Annotated in this window: 23 protein-coding genes; 14 read left to right on the top strand and 9 right to left on the bottom strand. The window is 58.2% G+C overall.

Features of this window, described 5'->3' with window-relative positions; genetic code table 11:
• Positions 1-24: 24 nt before the first annotated feature.
• The 8 genes from WA302_RS12535 to flhD all read right to left on the bottom strand — a co-directional run bounded on the left by WA302_RS12535 (position 25) and on the right by flhD (position 9,179).
• Positions 25-1,641, bottom strand: coding sequence for a methyl-accepting chemotaxis protein (locus tag WA302_RS12535; protein ID WP_047730456.1), 1,617 nt, complete (start codon positions 1,639-1,641; stop codon positions 25-27).
• Positions 1,642-1,717: 76 nt separating this feature from the next.
• Positions 1,718-3,388 (bottom strand): methyl-accepting chemotaxis protein, encoded by a 1,671-nt coding sequence (tsr, locus tag WA302_RS12530; protein WP_025303270.1) that lies wholly within the window; start codon positions 3,386-3,388, stop codon positions 1,718-1,720.
• Positions 3,389-3,584: 196 nt separating this feature from the next.
• The gene (gene cheW / locus WA302_RS12525; RefSeq protein WP_025303271.1) at positions 3,585-4,085 is read right to left on the bottom strand and encodes a chemotaxis protein CheW; all 501 of its coding nucleotides are present in this window, start codon (positions 4,083-4,085) and stop codon (positions 3,585-3,587) included.
• Between the two features lie 32 nt (positions 4,086-4,117).
• Positions 4,118-6,139, bottom strand: coding sequence for a chemotaxis protein CheA (cheA, locus tag WA302_RS12520; protein ID WP_099817135.1), 2,022 nt, complete (start codon positions 6,137-6,139; stop codon positions 4,118-4,120).
• Entirely contained in the window at positions 6,136-7,212 is a 1,077-nt protein-coding gene (motB, locus tag WA302_RS12515; protein WP_043138656.1) for a flagellar motor protein MotB, read from the bottom strand. Before motB ends, cheA begins: the two co-directional genes overlap by 4 nt.
• Positions 7,209-8,099 carry a flagellar motor stator protein MotA gene (motA, locus tag WA302_RS12510; RefSeq protein WP_015378266.1) on the bottom strand — a complete coding sequence of 297 codons (891 nt, stop codon included), beginning with the start codon at positions 8,097-8,099 and terminating at the stop codon, positions 7,209-7,211. Before motA ends, motB begins: the two co-directional genes overlap by 4 nt.
• Before the next feature lie 145 nt (positions 8,100-8,244).
• Positions 8,245-8,829, bottom strand: coding sequence for a flagellar transcriptional regulator FlhC (gene flhC / locus WA302_RS12505; RefSeq protein ID WP_016927281.1), 585 nt, complete (start codon positions 8,827-8,829; stop codon positions 8,245-8,247).
• Positions 8,829-9,179, bottom strand: a complete 351-nt coding sequence (gene flhD / locus WA302_RS12500) for a flagellar transcriptional regulator FlhD (protein ID WP_004934891.1) — start codon at positions 9,177-9,179, stop codon at positions 8,829-8,831. Before flhD ends, flhC begins: the two co-directional genes overlap by 1 nt.
• A 1,337-nt stretch (positions 9,180-10,516) precedes the next feature.
• Between flhD and ydgT the strand changes: the two genes are divergently transcribed.
• From ydgT to WA302_RS12485, 3 genes are all read left to right on the top strand, one after another.
• Positions 10,517-10,732, top strand: a complete 216-nt coding sequence (ydgT, locus tag WA302_RS12495; protein WP_025303274.1) for a transcription modulator YdgT — start codon at positions 10,517-10,519, stop codon at positions 10,730-10,732.
• 197 nt (positions 10,733-10,929) lie between these two features.
• Positions 10,930-11,349, top strand: coding sequence for a universal stress protein UspC (uspC, locus tag WA302_RS12490; protein WP_025303275.1), 420 nt, complete (start codon positions 10,930-10,932; stop codon positions 11,347-11,349).
• Positions 11,350-11,434: 85 nt separating this feature from the next.
• The gene (locus WA302_RS12485; protein WP_025303276.1) at positions 11,435-12,466 is read left to right on the top strand and encodes an NADP-dependent oxidoreductase; all 1,032 of its coding nucleotides are present in this window, start codon (positions 11,435-11,437) and stop codon (positions 12,464-12,466) included.
• Between the two features lie 34 nt (positions 12,467-12,500).
• Here WA302_RS12485 and pcp read toward each other — a convergent pair whose 3' ends face one another.
• A complete protein-coding gene (gene pcp, locus WA302_RS12480) occupies positions 12,501-13,148 on the bottom strand; it encodes a pyroglutamyl-peptidase I (RefSeq protein WP_025303277.1) in 648 nt (215 codons plus the stop codon).
• A gap of 97 nt (positions 13,149-13,245) precedes the next feature.
• Here pcp and WA302_RS12475 point away from each other — a divergent pair, with 97 nt between their 5' ends.
• The 11 genes from WA302_RS12475 to tssK all read left to right on the top strand — a co-directional run bounded on the left by WA302_RS12475 (position 13,246) and on the right by tssK (position 25,390).
• The gene (locus tag WA302_RS12475) at positions 13,246-14,178 is read left to right on the top strand and encodes a LysR family transcriptional regulator (protein ID WP_025303278.1); all 933 of its coding nucleotides are present in this window, start codon (positions 13,246-13,248) and stop codon (positions 14,176-14,178) included.
• A 512-nt stretch (positions 14,179-14,690) separates the two neighbouring features.
• Positions 14,691-17,030, top strand: a complete 2,340-nt coding sequence (locus WA302_RS12470; RefSeq protein ID WP_025303279.1) for a type VI secretion system Vgr family protein — start codon at positions 14,691-14,693, stop codon at positions 17,028-17,030.
• 10 nt (positions 17,031-17,040) lie between these two features.
• Entirely contained in the window at positions 17,041-17,430 is a 390-nt protein-coding gene (locus WA302_RS12465) for a DUF3592 domain-containing protein (RefSeq protein WP_025303280.1), read from the top strand.
• Between the two features lie 100 nt (positions 17,431-17,530).
• Positions 17,531-18,031 (top strand): hypothetical protein, encoded by a 501-nt coding sequence (locus tag WA302_RS12460; RefSeq protein ID WP_025303281.1) that lies wholly within the window; start codon positions 17,531-17,533, stop codon positions 18,029-18,031.
• Between the two features lie 171 nt (positions 18,032-18,202).
• A complete protein-coding gene (locus tag WA302_RS12455; RefSeq protein WP_261456451.1) occupies positions 18,203-20,755 on the top strand; it encodes a DUF2169 family type VI secretion system accessory protein in 2,553 nt (850 codons plus the stop codon).
• Complete coding sequence (locus WA302_RS12450; RefSeq protein WP_043138675.1) at positions 20,752-21,819, top strand: pentapeptide repeat-containing protein; 1,068 nt, start codon at positions 20,752-20,754, stop codon at positions 21,817-21,819. The genes WA302_RS12455 and WA302_RS12450 overlap by 4 nt, the downstream gene beginning before the upstream one ends.
• Positions 21,820-21,849: 30 nt before the next feature.
• Positions 21,850-22,485, top strand: a complete 636-nt coding sequence (locus WA302_RS12445; protein ID WP_025303284.1) for a DUF3540 domain-containing protein — start codon at positions 21,850-21,852, stop codon at positions 22,483-22,485.
• A gap of 16 nt (positions 22,486-22,501) precedes the next feature.
• A complete protein-coding gene (locus WA302_RS12440; RefSeq protein ID WP_004934933.1) occupies positions 22,502-22,894 on the top strand; it encodes a DUF4150 domain-containing protein in 393 nt (130 codons plus the stop codon).
• 48 nt (positions 22,895-22,942) lie between these two features.
• Positions 22,943-23,443, top strand: coding sequence for a type VI secretion system accessory protein TagV (gene tagV / locus WA302_RS12435; RefSeq protein ID WP_025303285.1), 501 nt, complete (start codon positions 22,943-22,945; stop codon positions 23,441-23,443).
• 29 nt (positions 23,444-23,472) lie between these two features.
• Positions 23,473-24,003, top strand: a complete 531-nt coding sequence (tssJ, locus tag WA302_RS12430; RefSeq protein ID WP_099817134.1) for a type VI secretion system lipoprotein TssJ — start codon at positions 23,473-23,475, stop codon at positions 24,001-24,003.
• A 40-nt stretch (positions 24,004-24,043) separates the two neighbouring features.
• Positions 24,044-25,390, top strand: a complete 1,347-nt coding sequence (gene tssK / locus WA302_RS12425; protein WP_025303287.1) for a type VI secretion system baseplate subunit TssK — start codon at positions 24,044-24,046, stop codon at positions 25,388-25,390.
• Position 25,391: the final 1 nt, after the last annotated feature.

The raw sequence follows: 25,391 nt of genomic DNA, 5'->3' as shown, positions 1-25,391 counted from the left end.
AGAAAAACGTGCTGCTTATGCGGTTTAACAATCTTGGGCTTCCTTTACCACGGGTGAAACTGCGTTGTTGCTGTTACCTGGCGCGACGAAGTTATCGTCCGCCAGACGGAATACCGCGACCGCGTCGGCCAAGGTAATGGCCTGCTCTTCCAGCGCGGTGGCGGCAGAAGCGGATTCTTCCACCAGCGCGGCGTTCTGCTGAGTAACCTGATCCATCTGGGTCACCGCCTGCGTCACCTGCTCGATGCCGCGGCTCTGTTCATCCGACGCCGACGCGATCTCGCCCATGATGTCGGTCACGCGGGTCACCGAACGCACGATGTCCTGCATGGTGGCACCGGAGTTTTCCACCAGCACCGAGCCGTGTTTGACGCGGCTGACCGATTCGTCGATCAGCACCTTGATCTCTTTCGCCGCCTGCGCGCTGCGGCTCGCCAGGTTGCGCACTTCACCGGCGACCACGGCGAAACCACGCCCCTGTTCACCGGCGCGCGCCGCTTCCACCGCCGCATTGAGCGCCAGAATGTTGGTCTGGAAAGCGATGCCGTCAATCACGCTGGTGATAGCGCCGATTTTCTGCGAGCTGTTGGCGATATCGTGCATGGTGGTCACAACGTCACCGGCCAGTTCGCCGCCCTTGGCCGCGGTGGCCGAGGCATCGCGCGCCAACTGTGAGGCCTGTCGCGCATTGTCGGCGTTCTGTTTCACCGTCGCGGTCAGCTGTTCCATGCTGGCGGCGGTCTCTTCCAGCGAAGCGGCCTGCTGCTCGGTGCGGGAAGAGAGATCGTTATTGCCTTCGGAGATCTCCTGCAGGCCGATCAGAATCGACTCCGCCCCGTCGCGCACCGCGCCGACGGTGCCGATCAGCGACTGCTGCGTGCGTTGCAGACTGGCGAACAGCATGCTGATTTCATTGCGGCCATACACCTGAATCGGCGTCGCCAAATCGCCGGCGGCGATGCGTTCAAAGTGGCTGCGGATTTGGTTCAACGGCTGTACCAACATGGTGCGCAACCACCACATGGCGCTGCCGGTCACCACGATCAGCATCAAGACCGCCCCCGCCAGCATCAGGCCCGCCAGCGTGAAGGAGAACTGGTTGGCGTCCCTGGCTTCGCTGATGTCGCCGTTGACCAACTGCAGGTACTGCACGAAGTCGGCCTCGAACAGGTCCTGGGTTTTCTGCGTCGGCTGATCCATAAACGCCTGCAGCTCGCCCTTTTCCAGGAAACCGATCAGTTCACGCAGCGCGCCGCGCAGCCGCTCGTAGCTGGCCTTGGTGGTGGCCGTCTGCTGGCTTTGCTGTTCACTGCTGCGTTCAACCGCCATGAACTGATTGAAATAGAGATCGGCCTTCTGCAGCGAACTGCGGGCGCTGCTCATCAGTTCGTTCACCTGCTCCTGCGGCAGCTTCAGCGCCGCGCGGGTGCCGGCGCGGTTCAGCGTATTGCGCGCCTGCAACAGCGACACCCAACTCAGGCTGAGCGAATCGCGCTGCTGGCTGCCGAGGGTGATGATGTCGAGGTTGTGGTTATCGGAGCGAAACGCGGAATACGACAGGCCGCTGCTGGCCAACTGCAGAACGCAGAAGGTCATCAACAACAGGAATAAGCTGGTAGAGATACGGATTCGGTTAAACACTGTGAACCTCCTTGCAGCCGGCCGGCGACCGGCCTACGTAGGGAAAAGGGCCCCTGCGAGAGAGGCCCGATACCGGTCAGAACGTTTCCCAGTTATCCTGCAGATCGCTGGCGTTCATTTTCTTATGATTGATTACCGGTGTTACCGTCGCCTTGCTGGTGACAGGCGCTTTAAACTCTTCCTGGCCTTCCTGCCTCAGGCGGAATACCGCCACCGACTGGGTCAGCATGCTGGCCTGTTCTTCCAGCGCCGCCGCCGCCGAGGCGGATTCTTCCACCAACGAGGCGTTCTGCTGGGTGACGCGGTCCATTTCCGCTACCGCCTGGCCAACCTGATCGATACCGCGGCTCTGCTCGTCCGACGCCGAGGCGATTTCGCCCATGATGTCGGTCACGCGGGTGACGGCATTGACGATGTCGCCCATGGTTTCACCGGCGCTTTCGACCAGCACAGAGCCCATATCGACGCGGCTGACCGAATCTTCGATCAGGCCTTTGATCTCTTTCGCCGCCTGCGCGCTGCGCTGCGCCAGGTTACGCACTTCGCCGGCCACCACCGCGAAGCCGCGGCCCTGCTCGCCGGCACGCGCCGCTTCCACCGCGGCGTTCAACGCCAGGATGTTGGTCTGGAAGGCGATACCGTCGATCACGCCGGTGATATCGGCAATTTTCTGCGAGCTGCCGGCGATGTCATGCATGGTCTGCACCACGTTGGCCACAACCTTGCCGCCTTTCTGTGCGGTTTCGGAGGCGCTCAACGCCAGCTGTGAAGCCTGACGGGCGTTTTCGGCGTTCTGTTTCACCGTCGCGGTCAGCTGTTCCATGCTGGCGGCGGTCTCTTCCAGCGACGCGGCCTGCTGCTCGGTGCGGGAGGAGAGATCGTTGTTGCCCGCAGCGATTTCTGACGCGCCGCTGTAGATGGCATCCGCGCCCTGACGTACGCCGCTGACGGTTTCAATCAGTTCGCCTTGCATGTGTTTCAGGCTGGCCGCCAGCACGCCCATTTCGTTGCGGCTGTTGACGACGATCTGCTGAGTCAGGTCGCCGGCGGCGATCTGTTTGATGTGATCGATCATGCGGTTCAGCGGGCGCACCAGGATGTGATGGATACCGGTCCAGACCAGCACGATCACCGCCAGCACCACCACCAGGATCACGATCAGCGTCCAGATGGCCGAGTTATAGGAGCTGTTGCTGCCGTCGACTGCGATCTGGTACAGCTTGCCGTTTTGCTCCAGGTAAACGTTGTAGCTCTGCTCAAAGTTGTCCTGGTAGCTCTGCGTAGGCTGATCGAAGAAGGCGTTGATCTTGCCTTCGCCCAGCAGTTGGATCAGCTCGGAGAGCGCACCGTACAGAATGTCGTATTGCTGTTTAACGCGTTCCGCCGACTGGGGGTCCTGACGCGGATCCTGCGGGATTTTTTCGTACGCGGCATAGTGTCTTTCCGCTTCGCCCAGCTCTTCTTTCGCCTTGGCCAGCAGTTCATCAATGGTGGCGCCGCTGCCGATCTTGTTGGTATCCATCATGTAGCGAATACCGGCACGGTTCAGGGAGTTGCGCGCCTGCAGCAGGTCAACGCGGCTTTCACTCAGCTGCAGCTGCTGCTGGCGGATAGTTTGCAGGACGGTAAAGTTTTCCTTATCGCTTTTCAGCGAGGAGAAAAAGAGTCCGCCCGAAATCAACTGCAAGGCGCCAAACAGCACCAACACCAGCAACAGGCTGGTGACCACCTTCATACGATTTAACATGATTTCCCTTGTTGAAGCCCGCGCAGACAGGCTCTGATGACGTTGAATGTGAGAGTTATCGGCGCCGCGCGGCAAAACTTTATGCGGGAAAGTAACTATTTTTAGTGGGGGTTACTGGTACGGTCTGCGGCATCGCGACAGGTCAGGAAGAGTGATGGATGAAGGGGGCAGCGCCCTGCCCCCCTGAGGTCATGAATCAGACGCTTTTCGCCACGCTGTCGACCAGCGACATCTCTTCGCTGCTCAGCAGCTTTTCGATATCCACCAGGATCAACATGCGCTCGCCCAGCGAACCGAGGCCGGTCAGGTATTCAGTCGCCAGCGTCACCGCGAACTCCGGCGCCGGACGGATCTGCTCGGCGGTCAATGACAGCACGTCGGAGACGCCGTCAACCACGATGCCCACCACGCGCTGGCCAAAGTTCAGTACGATCACCACGGTGTTCTCATCGTAAGACACGCTTTGCTGCGAGAATTTCACCCGCAGATCGATGATCGGGACGATCACGCCGCGCAGGTTAGTGACCCCCTTGATGAACGCCGGGGTGTTGGCGATGCGGGTCACCTGATCGTAGCCGCGAATTTCCTGCACCTTGAGGATATCGATGCCGTACTCCTCGTTGCCCAGGGTGAAAATCAGAAACTCTTGCCCTACCGTTTCGCCAGCCAATTTGCTGACGGCTGCCAATCCTGCCATATCATTCACCTTTTAAATCAATAAACTCATTATTATGCGGCGGCGTCCGTCAGACGCTTTTCACGGTTCAAGGTTTGCAACGCCGAGACATCGACGATCAAGGCCACGCTGCCGTCGCCCAAAATGGTCGCGGCGGAGATGCCCGGCACTTTGCGGTAGTTGCTTTCCAGATTCTTCACCACCACCTGATGCTGGCCGATCAGCTGATCCACCAGCAACGCATAGCGGCGGCCGGCACTTTGCAGGATGACGACGATGCCCTGCGTGGCGTCGGTTTTGGCGCCTTCCACTTCAAATACCCGATACAGTTCTACCAGCGGCAGGTATTCGCCGCGCACCTGCAGCACGCGTTCGCCGCCGGCCAACGGATGAAGATCTTCCGCCTGCGGCTGCAGCGATTCCATCACCGCGTTCAGCGGCAGGATAAAGACTTCGTCGTTCACTTTGACCGACATGCCGTCAAGGATCGCCAGCGTCAACGGCAGCAGGATGCGGATGGTGGTGCCTTTACCGGCCTGTGAACGGATCTCGACGTGGCCGCCCATCTCCTGAATATTCCGTTTCACCACGTCCATGCCGACGCCACGGCCGGAAACGTCGGTCACCTGCTCGGCGGTAGAGAAGCCCGGAGCAAAGATCAGCATGCCGACCTCTTCGTCGCTCATGCTGTCGCTGACCGCCAGCCCTTGCGACGCGGCCTTGGCGAGAATTTTTTCGCGGTTCAGGCCGGCGCCATCGTCGATGACCTCAATACAGATGTTGCCACCCTGATGTTCGGCCGACAGCACCAGATTGCCCACCGCCGATTTACCGGCGGCGATGCGGGTGGCCGGTTCTTCGATACCGTGATCGAGGCTGTTGCGCACCAGGTGCGTCAACGGATCGATAATCCGTTCGATCAGGCTCTTGTCCAGTTCGGTGGAGCTGCCCTGCAGCGTCAGTTCCACCTGTTTGTTCAGCTTGCCGGCCAAATCGCGCACCAGGCGCGGGTAGCGGCTGAAGACATATTCCATCGGCATCATGCGGATCGACATGACCGACTCTTGAAGATCGCGCGCGTTACGCTCCAGCTGGCTCATGCTGTTCAGCAGATCGCCGTGGTTCACCGGATCCAGCGTGCCGGAGCGTTGCGCCAGCATCGACTGGGTGATCACCAGCTCGCCCACCAGGTTGATCAGCTGATCCACCTTTTCCACCGCCACGCGAATGCTGGTGGATTCGCTCGCCTTGGCGCGCGCTTTCGGCGCTTCCGCCGCTGCGGCCGCCGGTTTGGCGGCAGGCGGCACGGCGCTGGCGACCGGCGCTGGCGCAGGTTCCGGCACGGCAACCGCTTCCGGTAAGCTCGCTTCCACGGCGGCCGGTTCGCTTTGCGTCGGCGTCGAGAAGCTGATTTGTTCCGGTTCCAACACGAAGCACAGCACGGCGCTGATGTCGTCTTCGCTGGCGGAGGTGAGCAACGTCACGTCCAGACTGTGTTCCGTCTGATGCGGATCTTTAACCTCGCCGAGGTTGCCCAGCTCTTCCAACATCAAGGGGATTTCACTGGCTTTTAGCCCGTTCAGGCTGATGCGCATGCCGCCTTCGATCGCCGCCGGCGCGGCTGCGTGCTGAACAACGGGCTGCTGAACGGCCGGTTGAACCGCGGGCGCCTCCTGCTGCTGTTGCGCTTCCAACGCCAGCTGGCGCAGCGCCTGGCAAATGTATTCAAAGCTTTCGGCGTCAGGCTGTTGCGAGGTTTTATAGGCGTCCAGTTGCTCCTGCATAATGTCTTTGGTTTCCAGAAACAGGTTGATAATCTCGGTGCTCAGGCTCATTTCCTGGCGTCTTGCACCGTCCAGCAGGTTCTCCAGCAGGTGGGTAGTTTCCTGCAGCACCGAAAAGCCAAAGGTCGCCGCACCGCCCTTGATCGAGTGTGCCGCGCGGAAGATGGCGTTCAACGGCTCGATATCGGGGGCCAGCGGATCCAGCTCCAGCAGGTGTTGCTCCATGTCGGCCAGCAACTCGTCCGCCTCATCAAAGAAGGTCTGATAAAAATCGCTAATGTCCATGCTCACGGGGTCACCTCTGGCTGTGAGTCGCGGTTAGTCGGTGCGGGCGCAGCCGCCGATTGTTCCGGCGTTTGGCCGGCCGGGGCTATCGCCGGGGATGTCTGCGATTGGGCGGCAGGGTCCATCGCCGGCGGCGTCGCTTGATCGGTCGGCGTTACCGCCTGGGGTTCCGGCGTTTGGCTGGCCGGCGCAGTCGCCGACGGCGCCAGCTGCTTCAGGCTATCCGGCTGGGCGATATCCATCGCGTTGCTTTCGGCATTTTCGTGTTCGATGCCCTCTTGCGTTTGCTTGTTCAGCACCAGCACGGTGATACGACGGTTGATCGCATCATCGGCGCCGTGCTGTTTAAGGCTCATGGTGGCCGCCATGCCCACCACCCGCAGCACCTTGCCTTCCGCCAGGCCGCCGGCAATCAGCTCGCGTCGGGAGGCGTTGGCGCGATCGGCCGACAGTTCCCAGTTGCTGTAGCCGCGCTCGCCGGTGGCGTAAGGGATATCATCGGTGTGGCCGGACAGGCTGATCTTGTTCGGCAGGTCGTTGAGGATCGGCGCTATCGCCCGCAGAATATCGCGCATATAACTCTCGACCTGCGCGCTGCCGGTTTTGAACATCGGCCGGTTCTGGCTATCGATAATCTGAATGCGCAGCCCCTCATCCATCATGTTGATCAACAGATGTGGACGCAGCGCCTTCAGGCGCGGATCGGACTCAATCAACTCATCCAGCTTTTCGCGCAGCTTGTTCAGGCGCAGCTCTTCGGCGCGCGAGTCCGGCGAGTCGACCTGCTTTCTCACCAGGCCATGCTGTTGCGTCGGATCGTCGCCGCCGCCCGGGATTGGGCTGCTTTCGGAACTGCTCTTGTCGCCGCTGGTCAGGGCAACCTTGAGCGGCGTGCGGAAATATTCGGCGATTTGCGTCAGCTCCTGCGGGCTGGCGATCGCCAGCAGCCACATCACCAGGAAGAACGCCATCATCGCCGTCATAAAGTCGGCATAAGCGATCTTCCAGGAGCCGCCGTGATGGGCGGCATGATGCGACTTGCGCTTTCTGACCAGAACGACCGGATGATTCTGTTTCATGCTTCTTCTTCTTCCGTCGCCTGCTGCGCCGGCGCTTTCACGCGGCGCACGTGTTCTTCCAGCTCAACGAAAGAAGGACGTTCGGTGGTATACAGCGTTTTGCGGCCAAACTCGACCGCGATCTGCGGTGCGTATCCGTTCAGGCTCGACAGCAGCGTGACCTTGATGCACTGCATCATCTTGACGTTTTCGGCGCTCTTCTGGCGCAGCAACGTGGCCAGCGGCGAGATGAAGCCGTAGGCCAACAGAATACCGAGGAAAGTGCCGACCATGGCGTTAGCGATGAGCGCGCCCAGTTCCGCGGCCGGCCGATCGGCCGAAGCCAGGGCGTGTACCACCCCCATCACCGCCGCGACGATACCGAACGCAGGCAAGGAGTCACCCACCATCGCCAAACTGCCGGCGGGCACTTCGCTTTCCTGCTCGTAGGTTTCGATCTCTTCGTCCATCAGCGCTTCGATCTCGAACGCATTCATATTGCCGCTCACCATCAGCCGTAAATAGTCGGTAATGAACTCCACCAGGGTGTTATCGGCAAGGATGCGCGGATAATTAGAGAAAATTTCACTTTCTTGCGGATTATCGATATCGAACTCGAGCGACAGCATGCCTTGCTGACGAGATTTGGCCAGCAGGCGGAACAACAGCGCCATCAGATCCATGTACAGATCTTTGTTGTATTTGGAACGGCGCATCAGCCGCGGCAGCGCGCGCAGCGTGGCTTTGATTGCCTTGCCGTTGTTGCCGACGATGAAAGCGCCGACACCCGCCCCGCCGATAATCAGAAACTCCGCCGGTTGGTATAACGCACCGAGATGACCGCCCACGATCAGGTAGCCGCCAAACACCGCACCCAATACCACGAGATAACCCAAAATAACTAGCACACGCATTCCTTAAATTAACAATGTGGATGGAAGGTGGGGCAAACGCGCCCTGGCGCGACAGACCAGGCTGCGTGTCTGGGGGCGGCATGCCGCCCCTGCGTATCACACGTCGGTATTCATTGCCGAGAGCCGGCAACGTGGCGGCTCAAATGGCGCGTTTGACCTGCTCGTCCAGCAGTTGAGGAATAATATCGGCCAGTTGCGGCGAAAGTTTACGTCTTTTTACGGCGCGGGATGGAGGTTGGCATAAACTGCAGATGAAACCATTCAGCGGCTGATGCGCATGAGTGATAAATGCGCCGCCGCAGCAGCTGCAGGCGGAGAGCTGCAACATGCCGCTATCGACGAAACGCACCAGCGTCCAGGCACGGGTCAGCGCCAGCAGCGGCGCCTCGCCGGCCTGCTGCGGGCACTGTTCCAGGTAGAGGCGATAGGCTTTGATCACCGCCTCCACTCCGCTGCACTGCCCGCTTTTCATCAGAAACAGGTAGGCGTTGTAAAACATCGACGAGTGAATATTTTGTTCCCAGGTCATAAACCAGTCGGTTGAGAACGGTAACATTCCTTTTGGCGGCGGGCTGCCGCGTAACTCCTTGTAAAGTTTAATCAAGCGCCCACGGCTGAGCTGAGTTTCACTCTCCAGCATCTGCAGTCGGGCTCCCAGCGAAATCAGCTCCATAGCGAGCTGAATGTCCTTGGCTTCTTGAACGATACTTTTCTCAACCATCATCAGGCTCTTTTCTTCGTCGGGCTAGCGTCTTTACTCGATAGCTCTTGCAGTAAATGGCTTGATAGCAAAATGCCGGTATGGATTTGTTGCAGATCGTCGACGCGCGACTCTTTGGTCAGGCGTTCGATGGTCTGGCTTTCGTTAAAGCGGAAGTGGCAAACCAGCTGGTTGGTCTCGGCCAGTTTGACCATTTGCGGCAAAGTCAGCTGCGCCAGCGCATCGGCCATGGTTTCATCAATACCCAGGCGGAACATCGCGGACGCTTTTTCATCGTTGATCAAACGCTGTGCTAAAAGTAAATATGACAAATTGATGTCATAAATATGCTTAAGTAATTCAGACGTACCCATATTCCCCATCCCGACAGACTATGTTTAAAAACATACGCTGGGTGATAAATTTTATCGCCCGTGACTTGGGTTGTTTCCCAAAGTTGGCAAATTAATCTCTCAAAAACGACTGCTATAATTTTCTACAATCGCTAAATTCGACCACTGTTCAGTATTTGCTACGAGCGTAAACCTACGTGTATGGATGTACAGCATTCTGCTTCGATAGTGTTTAGTCACCATGAAACTATTTTTACAAATTTAATAAGATTATTCCTAAAGCAGCGCAACTCTACCCCCGAACCATTAGCACACACAATGTAAGTGAGAGGCAATTTTAAATACAATGTGACATAGATCACAAAAATAAAAAATAATTAAGCCAAATACCCCCAAATACGCTCACTTATTGACCGCCATTTTGTACACAAAACAACCATAGGTAAAAAAACGTCTTAAAAACAATGTTTATCCGCCAAAAAATTATCTTTTTTAGATCAATTCGAACAAAAGCATCACCAAACCAAAATAACAGAACAAAAATCTGTATATAGGCAACAAACTCAGTATAAATAACCATTTGAGTTACTAAAAAATATCCAAGCTGAAAAATAACCAGTGTAAACTATAAGGTTATTAGCTATCGGATTTGACTTAAGCCCCCAGCCTGAGGCTGTTTTAATTTTCAACATCAGGTGATTATGGCTTATCAATGATTCGCGGGCGTAGTGAACAAGCTCACAGACGTAACGATATGTTTCCGTATTAGCACGATGCAAGAATACTTTTTTTGCGTTAAATTCCGCCAAAACGATATATCGGCAGCACGCCATAAAACTTTAATGCTTTTTATTTCTTTTTTGTCGTCGTGATAATTTCCCCTCATCCCCAGATGATTATTTACATGGCTTACGATTTCATCCCCTTATGGTCATAAAATAAAACGCAGTTTTGTTTTACTCTTCATATTTCTCCATCGAGAAAAACGGCGTTTTAACGTCAGCGGCGGCGAAAAACACCACCCAATGCCGCGGCCGGGTGAAAAAATCACTGCAGAATGAGGCCTGGCACGGCAGCGCGTGCTTGTGCACAGCAGCGACGACGACGCGTCTGCCGTCAGCCGCCCTGAGACTTTCCCTATTTCTCCATTTATCAGCAGGATGAGATTGCTGACGGCGCACGGGCATATTATGATTTATCAAAGCGCCGCTACGGGCGGCGTGACATCATTACCCAGTGCAATTTATCTACTTGAAATGATTTTTGTCAGGTCGTACATCGCTACCTCGACGGCGTCGCCGTGAGCCGCCGATGTGTTATTCACCCGGCTTTAACTATTAACAGGCTATATTTTAATCATGACCGATACGCTCGAATATCTGCTGACATTCCGTAAATGCTCCTCTTTGGACAGCCTGGAGAAGGTGTACGACAAACTGAACTACTCCATTGAAAATGATACAGAAATGAGCAATATGTACCGCGCTGCCGACCACCGTCGCGCTGAGCTGGTTGCCGGTAAACTGTTCGATCTGGGCAAGGTGCCGAAAACGCTGTGGACGCAGGTGCTTTAATTCAGTGAAATTACGTGCGGCAACGGTTTTATCTTTTATTGCTATATAACCGGTGCAAATTCAGCTTTTATTGCCGCGCGTGATGCGAAACACATTTATTCCACCCGCCAGGTTCTACCCTTTATCCGACGCAAGACTTCCACCAAGGCCACCGATGCGGCAGCCTGAAACACGATGGATACAACAAGGAGTAGGATATGGGGTATCAAAACGTTCTGGTCACCGTTGCCGTTGCCCCTGACAGCCACCGTCTGGTGGAAAAGGCCGTCTCCATCGTCCGCCCTTACAGCGGCAGCATCACCTTGCTGAGCACGCTCGCCAACCCGGAAATGTACAATAATTTCGCCGGGCCAATGCTGGGCGATTTACGCACGTTGATGGAGGAGGAAACCCGGCTGTTTATGGAGGAACTGCGTCAACGCGCCGGTTACCCGATCGCCGATACGTTGATCGTGCACGGCGAGCTGGGTGATAGCCTGGAATACGCCAGCCGCCGTCAGCCGTTCGACCTGCTGCTCTGCGGCAACCATCGCGACGGCATGATGAATAAGGTCTCCTGTTCCGCCGCCCGCTTTATCAATATCAGCCATATCGACGTGCTGATCGTTCCGCTCTAAGGCTAAGCACATTCGGTAACGTTGCCTTGCCGCCCCTGGACTAGGCTTAACGAATCTTGTTTGTCGCAACGCAAAGGAGCTTTCGATGTCCCCTTCTCAACAGAACCGCCGCTTCCTGCTGGCTTCGCGTCCGCACGGCGAACCGACGGCGGCCAACTTCCGTCTCGATACCGTCCCCGCACCGCAGCCCGCCGCCGGGCAGCTGGTGCTGCGCACCGTTTATCTGTCGCTGGATCCTTATATGCGCGGGCGCATGAGCGATGCCCCCTCCTACGCGCCGCCGGTGGAGATCGGTCAGGTCATGGTGGGCGGTACGGTATCGCGCGTGGCGGCTTCACAGCATCCCGATTTCAACGTCGGCGATTGGGTGTTGGGTTATGACGGCTGGCAGGATTACGCCCTGTCTGACGGCAGCGGCCTGCGCAACCTAGGCCCGCACCTGCCGCATCCTTCCCGCCTGCTGGGCGTGCTGGGCATGCCGGGATTTACCGCTTACATGGGGTTGCTCGACATCGGCCAACCGCAGGCAGGTGAAACGCTGGTGGTCGCCGCCGCCAGCGGTGCGGTCGGTTCGGTGGTCGGCCAAATCGGGAAGCTGAAAGGCTGCCGCGTCGTCGGCGTCGCCGGCGGTGCGGAAAAATGCCGCTATGTGGTGGAAGAGTTGGGTTTCGACGCCTGTCTCGATCACCGCGCCCCTGACTTTGCCGAACAGCTGGCGGCCGCCTGCCCAAAAGGCATCGACATCTATTACGAAAACGTCGGTGGGGCGGTGTTCGACGCCGTGCTGCCGTTGTTGAACACCAAAGCACGCATTCCGGTGTGCGGCATCATCGCCCATTACAATGCCACCGGATTACCTGCGGGGCCGGACCGCTTGCCCCTGCTGGAAGGGCTGATCCTGCGCAAACGCATCCGCATGCAGGGCTTTATCATCTTCGACGACTACGGCTCACGCTTTGACGAATTCTTGCAACAAATGAGCAGTTGGGTCGAACAGGGGAAAATCAAGTTCCGCGAGGACATCGTTGATGGGCTGGAGCAGGCGCCGCAGGCGTTTATCGGCCTGCTGCAGGGCAAAAACTTCGGCAAACTGGTGATCCGCGTCGCCGACGAATAACCCGTAGCAGGGCGTGGTACACCACGCCCTGCTTTTAATGTACGGCGCCGTCGCCGAATCGCACATCTTCCTCTACCGTCAGCGTCACCTGTACGACCGTGCGCACCGCTTCCACCATCGTCGCCAGCGCCATGCTCGGCTTGCCCGGATGGGACGCCGCCAGTTCATGACTGTACGGAATATGTACGAACCCCCCCCTGACACTCACGTGCTGCGTCTCCAGATAGTGCCGCAGACCGTAAAAAATATGGTTGCAGTTATAGGTACCTGCCGTATAAGAGACCGCCGCCGGGATCCCCTGTCGGCGCAGCTGCTGCACTGCGGCCTTCACCGGCAACGTGCTAAAATACCCTACCGGCCCGCCCGCCACCACCGGTACGTCGATCGGCTGTTTACCGGCATTGTCGGGAATGCGGGCATCGATCAGATTGATGGCCACCCGTTCCAGCGAAATCTCGGCCCGGCCGCCGGCCAGGCCCAGACAAATCACCGCCAGCGGCTGCAGCGCCTCAATCGCCGCGATCAATTGCTGATTGGCCACGCCCAATACGCAGGGCAGCTCGAGCACCGCGATCTCCGCGCCGGCAATATGTTCACCGGCCAGCGCCTGCGCAATTTGCCAGGAAGGATTCACCGCATCGCCATCGAACGGCTCAATGCCGGTGACCAAGACTTTGTTCATCATTTCCCCTGATTGAAGGCTAAATTTGTGTGCTTTCAGCCTAAAGAACACAGTATGATTCTGGAAATGGATTATCTGTATATAGAGTATTCATAAAATGAATTTAGCCAGCGTCGATCTCAACTTGCTGGTGGTGTTTGAGGCGTTGTATCAGACGCGCAACGTCACCGCCGCAGGCCGGCGTCTTAACCGCGCTCAGCCCTCCGTCAGCAATGCATTGGCGCGGCTGCGCATTCTTCTCAACGATCCCCTGTTTGTGCGCAGCGGCGGCGGCATGTCACCCACGCCGCGCGCCCACCAATTGATGCCGCAAATACAGCAGGTGCTTGAACAGATCCATCTGGCGTTGGCCCCCCCTGCCCGTTTCGATCCGGCCACCGCCGGGCAGCGGCGTTTTACGCTGGCGGCCGGCGACTATGCCGATATCTTGCTGCTGCCCACCCTCATCAGCCGGTTGCGTCAGACCGCCCCCGGCATCGATATTCGCGTTTCGCGTCTGGATCGCCACAATATTTATCGGCAACTGGATCGCGGCGAGGTGGATATCGCGCTGGGAGGACATCTTTCCGGTGCGGAAAGCCACTATGTGCGCACGTTGTTTGAAGAGCACCTGGTGTGTATCGCCAGCCGTTCACACCCCCAGCTGGCGGATGGCCGCTGGGATCTGGCACGCTACCTCAGCCTGCCGCATGGGCTGTACGCACCGGCAGACGATGGCTCTGCCAGAGGGCTGGTCGACCGGCGTCTGGCGGAAATCGGCGGTCAGCGGCGAGTCGCCGTGACCTTTTCACATATTGCCGCTCTGCCGGCCGTGGTCGCCGACAGCGATCTGATCGCCACGCTGGCCGCCAGCGCGGCCCGGCATTTTTCCGATCCGCAACGCGTACGCATTCTCCCGCTGCCTGACGAGTTGGCCATCGCGCCTTTCCCCATTGAGCTGATCGCCGGCCGGCAGGCGCAACGCGACCCGGCGTTAATCTGGCTCTGCGAGCTGGTAGGTCAACTCTCCTTCGACTCCTCTCCACGTTAACGACGGTATTCGCTGCATTTTCAACCGTTCAAACGCATGTTCCCAGGCCCGTCGGTGGGCCCTGGGACGCCCACCAAATAGGAATCATCCGAATTAACATTCGCCAAATTTATATATTTGATCATCTTTAACTGGCAAATGGTAAGGATAAAAAACAGTCAGCGACTTTTTTTACGTAAAAAAAGAGTTGTTTTATAAGCACGTTGACTTATGTGTTACACATTTATTCTTTGGTATTACCAATTTCCCAATAATTTGAGATAAAAAATGATCTGCTCGCATCTATATGTTTTAGATAATAAAAAACAAGATCGTGAGCAAGTTAACGAATTGGGCATTGATCCACAAGGCTATTTTGCAAATGCAGAGCTCTATTGTAGACTGCACAAATCGTGCCTTTGTGTAAACTTTGTTAAATCTTTCGTCAGTTCCTGTCTCTATTCGTGACAGATACGCCATCGGGATCGCGCGTCAATTCTCGTGCGGTAGCTATGCCTAAAGCGGGGAATAGTATGGATCGTCTTATCATTGCGCACACGCCCTTGCCCTCCCATCAGCTGTTGTTCAGAAGCCTTTCCGGCGAGGAAAAACTGGCCGGATTGTTCGAGTTCGACGTCGAGTTGCTCAGCCCCGACAATCGGCTCGATCTGAAAGCGCTGCTGGGACAAAAAATCACGCTGGAGCTGCGGGGCAATCCGTTGGCACCGCGTTATCTCAACGGCAATATCACGCGCATGACCCTCTCCGGCCGAGAAGCTGGCGGCAACCGTTACTATATCTACCGCGCCGTGCTGCGCCCCACGCTGTGGTATCTGACGCAAAACCGCGATTTTCGCATCCACCAGGAAAAAACCGTTCCCGACATCCTGACTCAGGTGCTGGGGCAGTATCAGGTGAAAATCGATAACCGCCTGAGTTACGACTACCGCATCTGGGGATACTGCGTGCAGTATCAGGAGAGCGATTTCGATTTCATCAGCCGTCTGATGGAACACGAAGGCATCTATTATTATTTCACGCACCAGCAAGACGGCCATACGCTGGTGCTGGCTGACGCGCCGGCGGCCCATCAGGAACTCGCCGGCTACGCCAGCATTCCCTACCAGCTCGCGGAAGGCGGCCTGGTGGAAAACAAGGACAGCATCAATAGCTGGAGCGTTTCTGACGCCATCACGCCCAGCCTCTATAGCCTGGATGACTACGATTTTCGTAAGCCACGCGCGCGGTTGCTGGAGGCCCGGCAGAATCCCGCCTCGTTCGCGCAGGACAAAGCCGAGGTGTTCGACTGGCCCGGTCGCTATACCGATCACGCCCACGGCCAGTTTTACGTCAAGGTTCGCCAACAGGAGTTCGAAGCGCAGCACGAGCAGATGAGCGGCGAAGGCAATTCGCAGGGCATTGCGCCCGGCTACCGTTTTCAACTGACCCAGGCGCCGCGTATGGAAGACAACCGCGCCTACCTGGTGGTCAGCGCGCAGTACTTCATGCAGGAAAACAGCTACGCCAGCAACGATAATGATGTTGGCGAGCAGCGAACCGAATTTCAGGTCGTTCCGGCGGACATCAATTGGCGCCCGGCGCGCACCACGCCTTGGCCGAAAACCCACGGCCCGCAAACTGCCGAAGTAGTGGGCCCGGAAGGCGAAAGCATCTGGACCGATAAATATGGCCGGGTGAAACTCAAATTCCGTTGGGATCGCCACGGCAGCGGCAATGAAACCAGTTCCTGTTGGGTGCGCGTCTCGAGCGCCTGGGCCGGCTGGAAATACGGTGGGATCCAGATCCCGCGCGTGGGTGAGGAAGTGGTGGTCGACTTTATCAACGGCGATCCGGATCGCCCTATCATCACCGGCCGCGTTTACAACGAAGACAGCATGCCGCCGTGGGATCTGCCCGGCGACGCCACTAAAATGGGCTTTATGAGCCGCAGTAAAGGCGGCGGCGCCGACAACGCCAGCTTCCTGTTCCTGGAAGACTCGCCCGGCAACGAATCGTTCGACATGCATGCCGAACGCAACATGAACATGACGGTGGAAAACGACAAGAACGTCAATATTGACGGCAGTCGCACCACCACCATCGGGCGCCAGCAGGACGACACCGTCACCGGCGACGCCACGTTCCTGTACAAAGCGAAACGCACGACGACCGTCAATGGGCTGGACACCGCCAACCTGAACGCTCACCAGACGGTGAACATCAAAGGCGGCCGCGACCTGACGATTATCGACGGCGGCGATAAAATCGACATCACCGGCAATCAGTCTTTCAAGCTTGACGGCGCGCAGACGCAAAACATTACGCAAACCCAGCATGTCACGGTGAAAGGCAACCAGACCCTCGACATTACCGAAGGGCAACAGACCAGCACCATCAAGCAGGGGCAGACCGTCAACATCACCGCCGGCGGTCAGCACACCACCATTACTGCCGGCGGGCAAGTCCTGACGATTGAAGCGGGCGGCCAGACCGCTACCGTGACCGGGGATGTCACCGAAACCTATAATAATAACCAGAACACAACGATCACCGGCACGCTGACCATCAAGGCGAAAACCATTGATATCACCAGTGCGGACGGCGTCTCGGTACAAACGCCGAACTGGAAAGATAACTGCCACGGCTGGAAATGGGTGGCGACCGGGGCCAATTTTGCCTTCTACGGCTCCAATCTTTCGTTGACGGCGACCAGCCTTAAACACACGATGCTGGATATCTCGCATAACCCGCTGTCGATCAGCAAAACCAATTTCAAGCTCAGTAATGATCCCATGACGTTCACTCAGCTTGGCGCGCTGGTCACCAACGGCGCCTTACGGCTGAGCACCAAGGCGCTGGCGATCTTCTTGTAAAGGGACTCCCATGTCGAAGGCCAAAAATGTTTTCACCGTTATCGGGTTGATTTTATTGGCTCCCATCCTCAGTCTGGTGGGCTTTTTCAAATTCATCACGGTCGATATCTGGGGTTATTTCAAACATATCGGTTCTTCCCTCAGCGTGATGGAGAACGGTATTTCCGCTTCCGGGCAAATCGTCAGCATTCGCCAGACCAACCTGTGGGACGGAAATCGGCCGGTCTGCGAAGTCGAAGTCAAGTACATCGCCCAAGACGGAAAAAACCATACGGCCGTGGCGAAAGGCCCGATCAGCGTCGTGGATCTGCCGCGTTATCAACCGGGCCATTTCACCGCGATAAAGTACGACCCGAAGAACCCCAAAAAAGCGGTGATCGAAGAGCTTTCCCGGCTTTAAGCGAAAAGGATCCCTCAATCACGCGATCCGATTTCAACGTTCTGCAAACGGCTTATCGTTCATCAGTTCGCTAAATCACCTTGTATAAGGAAGTGTCACGATGGGCGCGTTCATTGCCTTTTCGACGCAGGACAGCCTCTGGGGACAGATCCTGTTTACCGTCTTTGGCATCCTGGTCGGCTGCGTATTGCTCGCTGCGATCGGCAAAACCTTTTTGTCGGCAAGCCGAGCGGCCGCCTTACCCATGCGGTTGCTGATCTTTGTCGCGCTGATGCTAGCGCTCCTGAAATACAATCAGCAGGTGATGTCTGCGGTGAATGCTCCCGCAGAGCTGATCGGGTTCCTGATTTTGCCCGGTTTTTTGATGCGTTACCTCGGTGCGGCGACACCCGGCAGACTGACGCTGGCGATAGAGCTGCCCTGTTTTGCGGCGCTCGTCGCGCTGCTGGTTCTGAGCACCGCTGGCGTCGGATTTTTTGCGCCCTATCACCTGGAGAGCACCGGCCAATTTACCGCCAAGGCGATCGCCGCGTCATTGTCCGTCGCCGCCGTGCTGCTGGCTCGCGGAATAAACGGGAAGGACAACGCACTGTCCTCTTGATCATCCATTTCGAAGTGGGACTCTCCCCGCATTAGCGATCGGCGCTGAACGCCGCATCGTTTTCTTCATCTGTTGTGACATAGCCTGATATCTATTAAACCGAAAAACGGATTGTTTTTGAGCAAGCAGCCTGGCTGCCAGCTGATATCCACAGGAAGCTTTACACACACAATGAAAGTCGTAAAACCTCTGCGCCTCAGCGCGCTTCATCGCCCCTTCTCTTGGCAAGGGCAAAATCATCTGGGCGTTTCCGTTTTGGCCTTGGCCGACATGGGGGCCTCCCCGCGTCTGCGCCCCGAACCGGAACTGTGGCAGTTGGCCGCCGACGAACTTACGTTAAGTGGCGGCGTGCTCGATCTGGCTATCCCAAAAGCCTGTGCGGAGTTTCTCGCCACTGGCAACGCCTACACCCACCATCAACAAGACAAAACCGCCTGCGCCGTGAAGATCCAGTTTGATTCGCTGGAGAAAACGCTGGTGGTTTTCGGCGATCGCCATTGGATCAACGATCGTCCCTCCACGCCTCTACCCTTTGCAGAAATGCGTCTGGACTGGCGCCGGGCTTACGGCGGCACCCAGTTCGCCGATAATCCGCACGGCATCGGCGCCACTCCCGAAACATTTCCGCAGGGCCGCATCCATCGCCTACCCAATGTTGAACCGCTGCAGGGACGCCTTGCGTCTCCTCGGCAAAGCACCCAGCCGGCAAGCTTTGACGCGCTGGATATCACCTGGCCGCGTCGCTTCTCCCGCATCGGTAAAAACTACGACGCCGACTGGTTGAAGCACGGCTTTCCCGGCTTCGCCAACGATATCGACTGGCGCCTGTTCAACATGGCAGAAAGCGATCAGCAGTTTCCTCAACGTGATAGCTTGCCGCCGCGGGCTGCCTATCGGATTTGGAATATGCATCCTTCAGAACCGGTGCAGCAAGGGCATTTACCGCCGTGGCGCGCGCGCTGCTTCATCAACCGACTGCGCGGCGGTGAAACGCATTTCGAAGAGATCGCGATGCGCCATACCACCGTCTGGTTCTTCCCGCATCGGGAACAGATGCTGTTGATCTATCAGGGTAGCGCGCGCATCAATGAGGACGATGCCGCCGACGTGATGCAACTGATGCCGGCCCTGGAAACCGAAGGGGAGCCCCGTTCCACCGCGCATTATCGGCAGGTGTTGGCCCAGCGGCTGGATAAAGAACAGGGTGCTTTGCACGCTTTTCGCGAACAAGAATTGCTGCCGGAGGCGTGCATCGGTGCCTGGCTGGATACGGAAACGCCGACGCAGCAAAGCCCAATGGCGGAAAATATCGCCGCCTACGAGCACCAGCAGCGCGAAGAGCATCGCCAGCGCCTGCTGCGTGAAGGCCAGGACATCGATGAACTGTTCCCGCTACCGTCGCAAGAAGCGCCGCCGAAGCTGGACCAACTCGCCGAATTCGTCGAGCATCTGGAAAGCCAGGCCGAGGTGCAGTATCAGGACATGCTCAAGCTGGCGCACGCCGAGGGTATCGACCCGCTTAACCCCGGAGGGGATCACGTGTCGCCCTCCGGTGCGGAAAGCTACCAGCAGCAGCGCGATCTGCTGTTCCAGGAGGCGCGCCAGCATCCCGACGCGTTCAGCGAGAAGCAGCTGGGGGAAAGCGAGCGCGCGCTGCACCAAATGTATTTAATGTCAGCGCAGGCGCAAAGCCCTGCACTGCGCTTAAGTGGCGATCTGGCGCAAATCATTCGCCAACGCGTCGCCGCCGCCATGCTGCGCGATAAAGATCTCAGCGGCCTTGATCTCACCGGCGCCGATCTGTCCGGCATGGATCTCTGCCAGGCTAACTTACGCGGTGCGTTATTGGAAAACGCCAATCTACGCCAAACCCGACTGGTGGGTTGCGATCTTCGCGAGGCGATGTTGGCGCGCGCCGATCTCAGCGGCGCCGTCTTGCAGCAGGCCGATCTGAGCCACGCCTCTTTGGCCCTGGCGAAATGCGAAGCGACAGATTTCGGCGGCGCGCAGCTGCATGAGACCAATATTCAGCAAACGTTGTTTCAACGCTGCGATTTCACGATGGCGTCATTACGCGATTTGCTGGGATACGAAACCTTGCTCGGACAATGTGATTTCAGCCGCGCCACGCTGGCCAACATTACCCTGATGGAACTGCAGCTGGAGCAGCTGACATTCAGCCACGCCCGGCTCGACAAAGTCAGCTTCGTCAAATGCCGGTTGCTGGCGGTGAACTTCAGTCAGGCGCGGCTGGAAAGTTGCGCCTGGGTTGACACCGAGACGCAAAGCCTCAGCTTCCACGCCGCACGTCTCACAGCCTGCGCCTTTGCAGCGAAGACACTGTTGCCGCAGACGGATTTCAGCGACGCGACGCTAAACCAGTGCAATTTACGCCAGATGCCGTTGCAGCGGGCCAATTTTAGCCGGGCGCGTCTCAATAATTGCGATCTGTCGGAAACCCGATTGAACGAGGCCGATTTCCGCCAGGCCAACGGCAGTGGCAGCCTGTTCATCCGCAGCGATTTGTCTCGCGCCAGCCTGCGCGATGCCAATTTCATTGCAGCTATCCTGCAAAAATGCGTGCTGTCAGACGCCGACCTGCAGGGCGCCAACCTGTTCCGGGCTGACCTGTCGCAGTCGCAAGTGGATCAGGCAACCCGGCTAGAGAGAGCCTATACCGCCAGGGTGAAAACATTGCCTCGCCACAACGGGAAGGAAGTATGACCTCAAAACCAGAGCAGATACGCCAGCGCGTAAAACGCGGCGAGCCGATCGCCGGAGAGGACTTGCACGGTCTGTCATTCGCCGGTCTGGATTTGGCCGGCGGCATGTTCAACGAACTGAACCTGAACGGCGTGAACTTCTCTGACTGCGATCTGCGCGACAGCGTTTTCAGCGATTGCCAGCTCGAACACGCACAATTTACGCGGGCGGATCTGAAGCAAACGGCCTTCAATCAGTGCGCCATGTCGGCCAGCCGCTTCAGCGAGAGCCATATCGAACTGACGATGTTCAACGATTGCCGGCTTGAACAGAGCGACTTCAGCCGGCTGTCGCTCAACCAAAGTCACTGGATGTCGTGCCAATTGGCCGGCGCGAATTTTTCCGCCACTCAGCACGATCGCACTACCTTTTACGAAAGCCCGCTCGACGGCGCCATGTTGAATCAGGCGCGCTTATGCCTTGTCACGTTCTTTCGATTAAATCTCTGTAAAACGCAGTTTGAAGGCGTGAACTTCGACCGCGTCACGTTTTTCGAATGTGACCACCGCGGCAAAAGTTACGCCGGGCAGAGCCTGATCGCCTGCCAGTTTACCGATAACCAATTGGACGACGTCGACTTCAGCCAGGCGACGCTGCGCCAGAGCAATTTCAAGGGCGCTTCGCTGCGGCGCGCCAACCTGACCAGCGTACAGGCGCAGCAGTCGCTGTGGCTGGAGGCCAATCTGACTCAGGCGCAGTGTCGCGGCGGGCAGTTCGATCAGGCGATCTTCAGCGAAGCGACGTTGGATGCCGCCAACTTCAGCCAGGCGCGACTGTATCAATGCGTATTTCAGCACAGCCGATCGGCGCGTTGTGATTTCAGCGACAGCGACCTGACCTACGCCGACTTCTGTTATGCCGACATTGGCGCCGCCGATTTCCGGCGCGCGCGCTTTATGCGCACCCGTATGCATCGCGCCCACCAGCAGCAAACGCGCTGGAGCGATCGCAGCGGGATCCTCGAGAGCGACGAAGAGCTGTACGCCGCCGAAACCTGGAGCGCACAGCGCCAGAGCCGAATCTGAATGCATTGACCACTTCACGAGGGGATCACCATGAGCGTTGCCAACACAACTCGCGCCGTCAACATCGCACCGCCCCAACAGGCCGCTGGCCAGGTCGTCAACCTGTTGCCGGACGGCAGTCTGGTAGTGGAATGTGAAGGTCGTGGCTGGCATTGTCGCCGGGCGGCGAGCTGCCTGCTGACGCCGGCCCTCGGCGATAACGTGCTGGTCGCCGGCTGCGGCCACCAGCTGTGGGCGATCGCCGTCCTCGAGCGGGCAGAGCCGCAAAGCACGGCGCGGCTCTGCGTCGCAGGCGATCTGCAGATTGAAACGCCGAACGGCTCGCTGTCGTTGCACAGCGCGCAGGCGCTGAAACTGAGCGGCGACGCCATGACGCTGCAGGCGAACAGCGGCGACTGCCACGTCGACAAGATGAAATACAGCGGCGAAGAGCTGTCGGCCTTCGTCAGCATCAGCCGTTTGGTCGGTAAACGCTGCGAGTCGCTGTGGCATTCGGTCAGCCAGATCAGCCATTCGCTGTTCCGCAAAGTGCGCCAAACCGAGCACGTGCGCGCCGGGCAGCTGGATTATCAGGCGGAAGATTACGCCCGCATTCATGCCCGCAACACGCTCATTACCTCAAAAGACATCACCAAGCTGGATTCGGAACAAATCCACGTCGGATAACCTGCGGAGGCCTTTTATGTTTGCCAACAGCCAAATGATCGGCGTGGACCTGGCGTTTCCCGACGTCTGTCTGACGCCAAGCCCGGCGCCGGTGCCCGTACCCTACCCGGATATCGCCCTCGCGCCGACCGCCATCCCGAACGCGTTCAACATTCTGTTCGTCGGTACCCCGGCGCACAACATGGCGACGGTAACGCCCCTGACCAACGGCGACAACCCCGGCGTAGCCACCGGTGTCGCTTCCGGGACGGTGATGGGGCCATCCCGCCACCTGACCGGCGCCTTTACCGTGTTGCTCAAAGGCACTCCGGCCACCCGGCTGACCAGCCTCAGCCTGCAGAATTCCACCAACGCGCTCGGCATGCGCATCGTGCCGAGCCAATTAAAAGTGTTGCTGCTTGCGCCCTGATGACGGCGCCTTATTACACAGCCATTCAATCAAGAAAAAGAGGACATTGTGAAAACACGGATTACCCTGACGCTGCTGACCGCCCTGACGCTTGCCGGTTGTTCCACCCCGCCGCCACCGCCGCCGGCGCTCAATAACGACGCCCTCATCAGCAGTGAAGTCAACGGCGTCACCCTGCAGCACCGCGCCGCGGTAAGCGCGCCGAAACAGTTCAAGCCGATCGGTGAGGAGTACCGCAGCCTGTATGCCGCCAGCATCATGAGTAGCCCGAATTATACCGGCACCGCCGTCGGCAGCCTGGACAACGCCGCCGCGTTCTACGCGCTGGGCGAAGTGGAAAACAACTGGCTGGCGATCTCCGCCATCCGCGGGGGCGATCTGATGGGATATATCCAGGCCAACGCCGGCGTGCCGGAAGCGCGCTACAAATCAACGCTGCGCAAAGATCTGCCGCGTCGCGCGCGCGCCGCCAAACAGGACTGCGTCAAAGTCGGCGGCGACAGCAAGGCGTGTAAAAACGCCGGCTCAGCCACCTGGATCCTCCAGTAGTCAGCACGCCTGCGGGCGACGAGATTCCTATGATGACGACCCCTATCGCTTCCCGCTGGTGCGGGATGCTGTTTCTGCTGCTGGGCGCGCTGGCGCTCGGCGGCTGCATGTCTTCCGCCAAAAGCGTGCCGTCGCGTTACAGTCTGGTGTTTGACGCTGACCGCCAGGTCAACGCCGCCGCCGGCGCTCAACCGGCGCCGATCAAAATTCGCGTGCTGCTGCTGCGCTCGGATGCGGAATTCATGGATGCCGACTTCTTCAGTCTGCAAAACGACGCCAAAAGCGTGCTCGGCAACAGCCTGCTGGACAGCGATCAGTTCTTCCTGACGCCGGGCCAGACCGGCAAGACGCTCGGCGGGCAAAGCGCGTTGGACGCACGTTACATCGGCGTGATCGCCGAATATCAAAATCTGGACGGCAAGACCTGGCGCATTTCACTGCCGCTGCCGGAACCTACCGAAACCAATTTCTACAAGGTATGGCAATTCTCGCCGGATGAGCTGGAAGCGCATATCGTCGCGGGCGTGAGTGGCCTGCGCCCCGTAAAAAAGGTCGACTGACCTACCGCTGCGCTGAAGCGAAGTAACTATAGGTGTGATGATGAAAGATGCTCATAAGGTTGTCTGGACTGAGGGGATGTTTTTGCGCCCTCACCATTTCCAGCAGGCGGAAAACTATCTCGAAGGCTATATGCGCAACTGGGGCCAGGCCCACAGCGGCTGTTTCTGGGGGTTCCTCACCCTGGATCTGGACCAAACGCTGCTGCGCCAGGGCAAGATTGCGCTCAACGCCGCCAGCGGCATCATGCCGGACGGCACGCCGTTTCGCTTCTCCGGCGCCCAGCAGGCGCCCGCGCCGCTGACCATCGCTGAAAACAAGACCGGTGAAAACGTGGTGCTGGCTCTGCCGACCTACCGCGCGGGGCGTGAAGACGTGATCTTTCAGGAAAGCCCGGAGGCGCTGGCGCGCTATCTGGCTTATGAGAACGAAGTCGACGATCTCAACGCCGTCTCGGTGGGCAGCGCGGCCTTGCAGTTCGGTCGCCTGCGCCTGCGGCTGATGCTGGAGAGTGAGCTCAACGCCGAATGGACGGCGCTCGGCGTTACCCGCGTGCTGGAAAAGCGCGGCGACAACAGCCTGCGTCTCGATACCACGCAGATCCCGCCGATGCTGAACTGCCAGGGCAACCCGGTACTGAAAACCTTCATCAACGATCTGCAGGGCCTGCTGCAACAGCGCAGCCAGCAGATGAGCCAGCGCCTGCTGCAGCCGGGCCGCGGCGGCAGTTCCGAAATGGTCGATTTCATGCTGCTGCAGCTGATCAACCGCCATCTCGGCCAGGTGAGCCACGCCTACCACCTCGATCATCTGCACCCAGAACGCCTGTTCGCCGATTGGCTGCAGTTCGCCACCGAACTCGCCAGCTTCTCGGCGCAGCGCACCCCGGAAGGCCGCCTGCCGGTGTATGACCACGACAACCTGGCGCTGTGCTTCGGCAAGCTGATGCTGTTGCTGCGTCAAGGGCTGTCGGTGGTGCTGGAAGACAACGCCATTCAGCTGACGCTGGTCGAACGTTCCCACGGGCTGAACGTCGCCACCGTGCAGGACGCCAAAATGATGCGCGATTTCGGCTTCGTGCTGGCGGTGCGCGCCGACGTGGCCGCCGAGGTGTTGCTGACCCATTTCCCGGCACAGATGAAGATCGCCCCGGTCACGCGCATCCGCGATTTGGTGCAGCTGCAGCTACCGGGTATCGGTTTACGCACCATGCCCGCCGCGCCGCGCCAGATCCCCTATCACGCCGGCTACACCTACTTCGAGCTGGAAAAAGGCGGCGACCTGTGGAAACAGATGGAAAAATCCAGCGCCTTCGCCCTGCACCTGGCCGGCGAATTCCCGGGGCTGGACATGGAATTTTGGGCGATTCGCAGCCATACGGACCGGTAAC

The organism is Serratia sp. 201 (assembly GCF_037027545.1).
Taxonomy (GTDB): Bacteria; Pseudomonadota; Gammaproteobacteria; order Enterobacterales; family Enterobacteriaceae; genus Serratia; species Serratia bockelmannii.
Note: the sequence above shows the minus strand (reverse complement) of the source record. Positions and strands in the feature narration are given on the sequence as shown.

Excerpts from the sequence above, each read along its gene's own strand:
- tsr (WP_025303270.1), bottom strand. The coding sequence starts at position 3,388 with ATGTTAAATCGTATGAAGGTGGTCACCAGCCTGTTGCTGGTGTTGGTG.
- cheW (WP_025303271.1), bottom strand. The coding sequence starts at position 4,085 with ATGGCAGGATTGGCAGCCGTCAGCAAATTGGCTGGCGAAACGGTAGGG.
- motB (WP_043138656.1), bottom strand. The coding sequence starts at position 7,212 with ATGAAACAGAATCATCCGGTCGTTCTGGTCAGAAAGCGCAAGTCGCAT.
- flhC (WP_016927281.1), bottom strand. The coding sequence starts at position 8,829 with ATGATGGTTGAGAAAAGTATCGTTCAAGAAGCCAAGGACATTCAGCTC.
- flhD (WP_004934891.1), bottom strand. The coding sequence starts at position 9,179 with ATGGGTACGTCTGAATTACTTAAGCATATTTATGACATCAATTTGTCA.
- ydgT (WP_025303274.1), top strand. The coding sequence starts at position 10,517 with ATGACCGATACGCTCGAATATCTGCTGACATTCCGTAAATGCTCCTCT.
- uspC (WP_025303275.1), top strand. The coding sequence starts at position 10,930 with ATGGGGTATCAAAACGTTCTGGTCACCGTTGCCGTTGCCCCTGACAGC.
- WA302_RS12485 (WP_025303276.1), top strand. The coding sequence starts at position 11,435 with ATGTCCCCTTCTCAACAGAACCGCCGCTTCCTGCTGGCTTCGCGTCCG.
- pcp (WP_025303277.1), bottom strand. The coding sequence starts at position 13,148 with ATGAACAAAGTCTTGGTCACCGGCATTGAGCCGTTCGATGGCGATGCG.
- WA302_RS12475 (WP_025303278.1), top strand. The coding sequence starts at position 13,246 with ATGAATTTAGCCAGCGTCGATCTCAACTTGCTGGTGGTGTTTGAGGCG.
- WA302_RS12470 (WP_025303279.1), top strand. The coding sequence starts at position 14,691 with ATGGATCGTCTTATCATTGCGCACACGCCCTTGCCCTCCCATCAGCTG.
- WA302_RS12465 (WP_025303280.1), top strand. The coding sequence starts at position 17,041 with ATGTCGAAGGCCAAAAATGTTTTCACCGTTATCGGGTTGATTTTATTG.
- WA302_RS12460 (WP_025303281.1), top strand. The coding sequence starts at position 17,531 with ATGGGCGCGTTCATTGCCTTTTCGACGCAGGACAGCCTCTGGGGACAG.
- WA302_RS12455 (WP_261456451.1), top strand. The coding sequence starts at position 18,203 with ATGAAAGTCGTAAAACCTCTGCGCCTCAGCGCGCTTCATCGCCCCTTC.
- WA302_RS12450 (WP_043138675.1), top strand. The coding sequence starts at position 20,752 with ATGACCTCAAAACCAGAGCAGATACGCCAGCGCGTAAAACGCGGCGAG.
- WA302_RS12445 (WP_025303284.1), top strand. The coding sequence starts at position 21,850 with ATGAGCGTTGCCAACACAACTCGCGCCGTCAACATCGCACCGCCCCAA.
- WA302_RS12440 (WP_004934933.1), top strand. The coding sequence starts at position 22,502 with ATGTTTGCCAACAGCCAAATGATCGGCGTGGACCTGGCGTTTCCCGAC.
- tssJ (WP_099817134.1), top strand. The coding sequence starts at position 23,473 with ATGATGACGACCCCTATCGCTTCCCGCTGGTGCGGGATGCTGTTTCTG.
- tssK (WP_025303287.1), top strand. The coding sequence starts at position 24,044 with ATGAAAGATGCTCATAAGGTTGTCTGGACTGAGGGGATGTTTTTGCGC.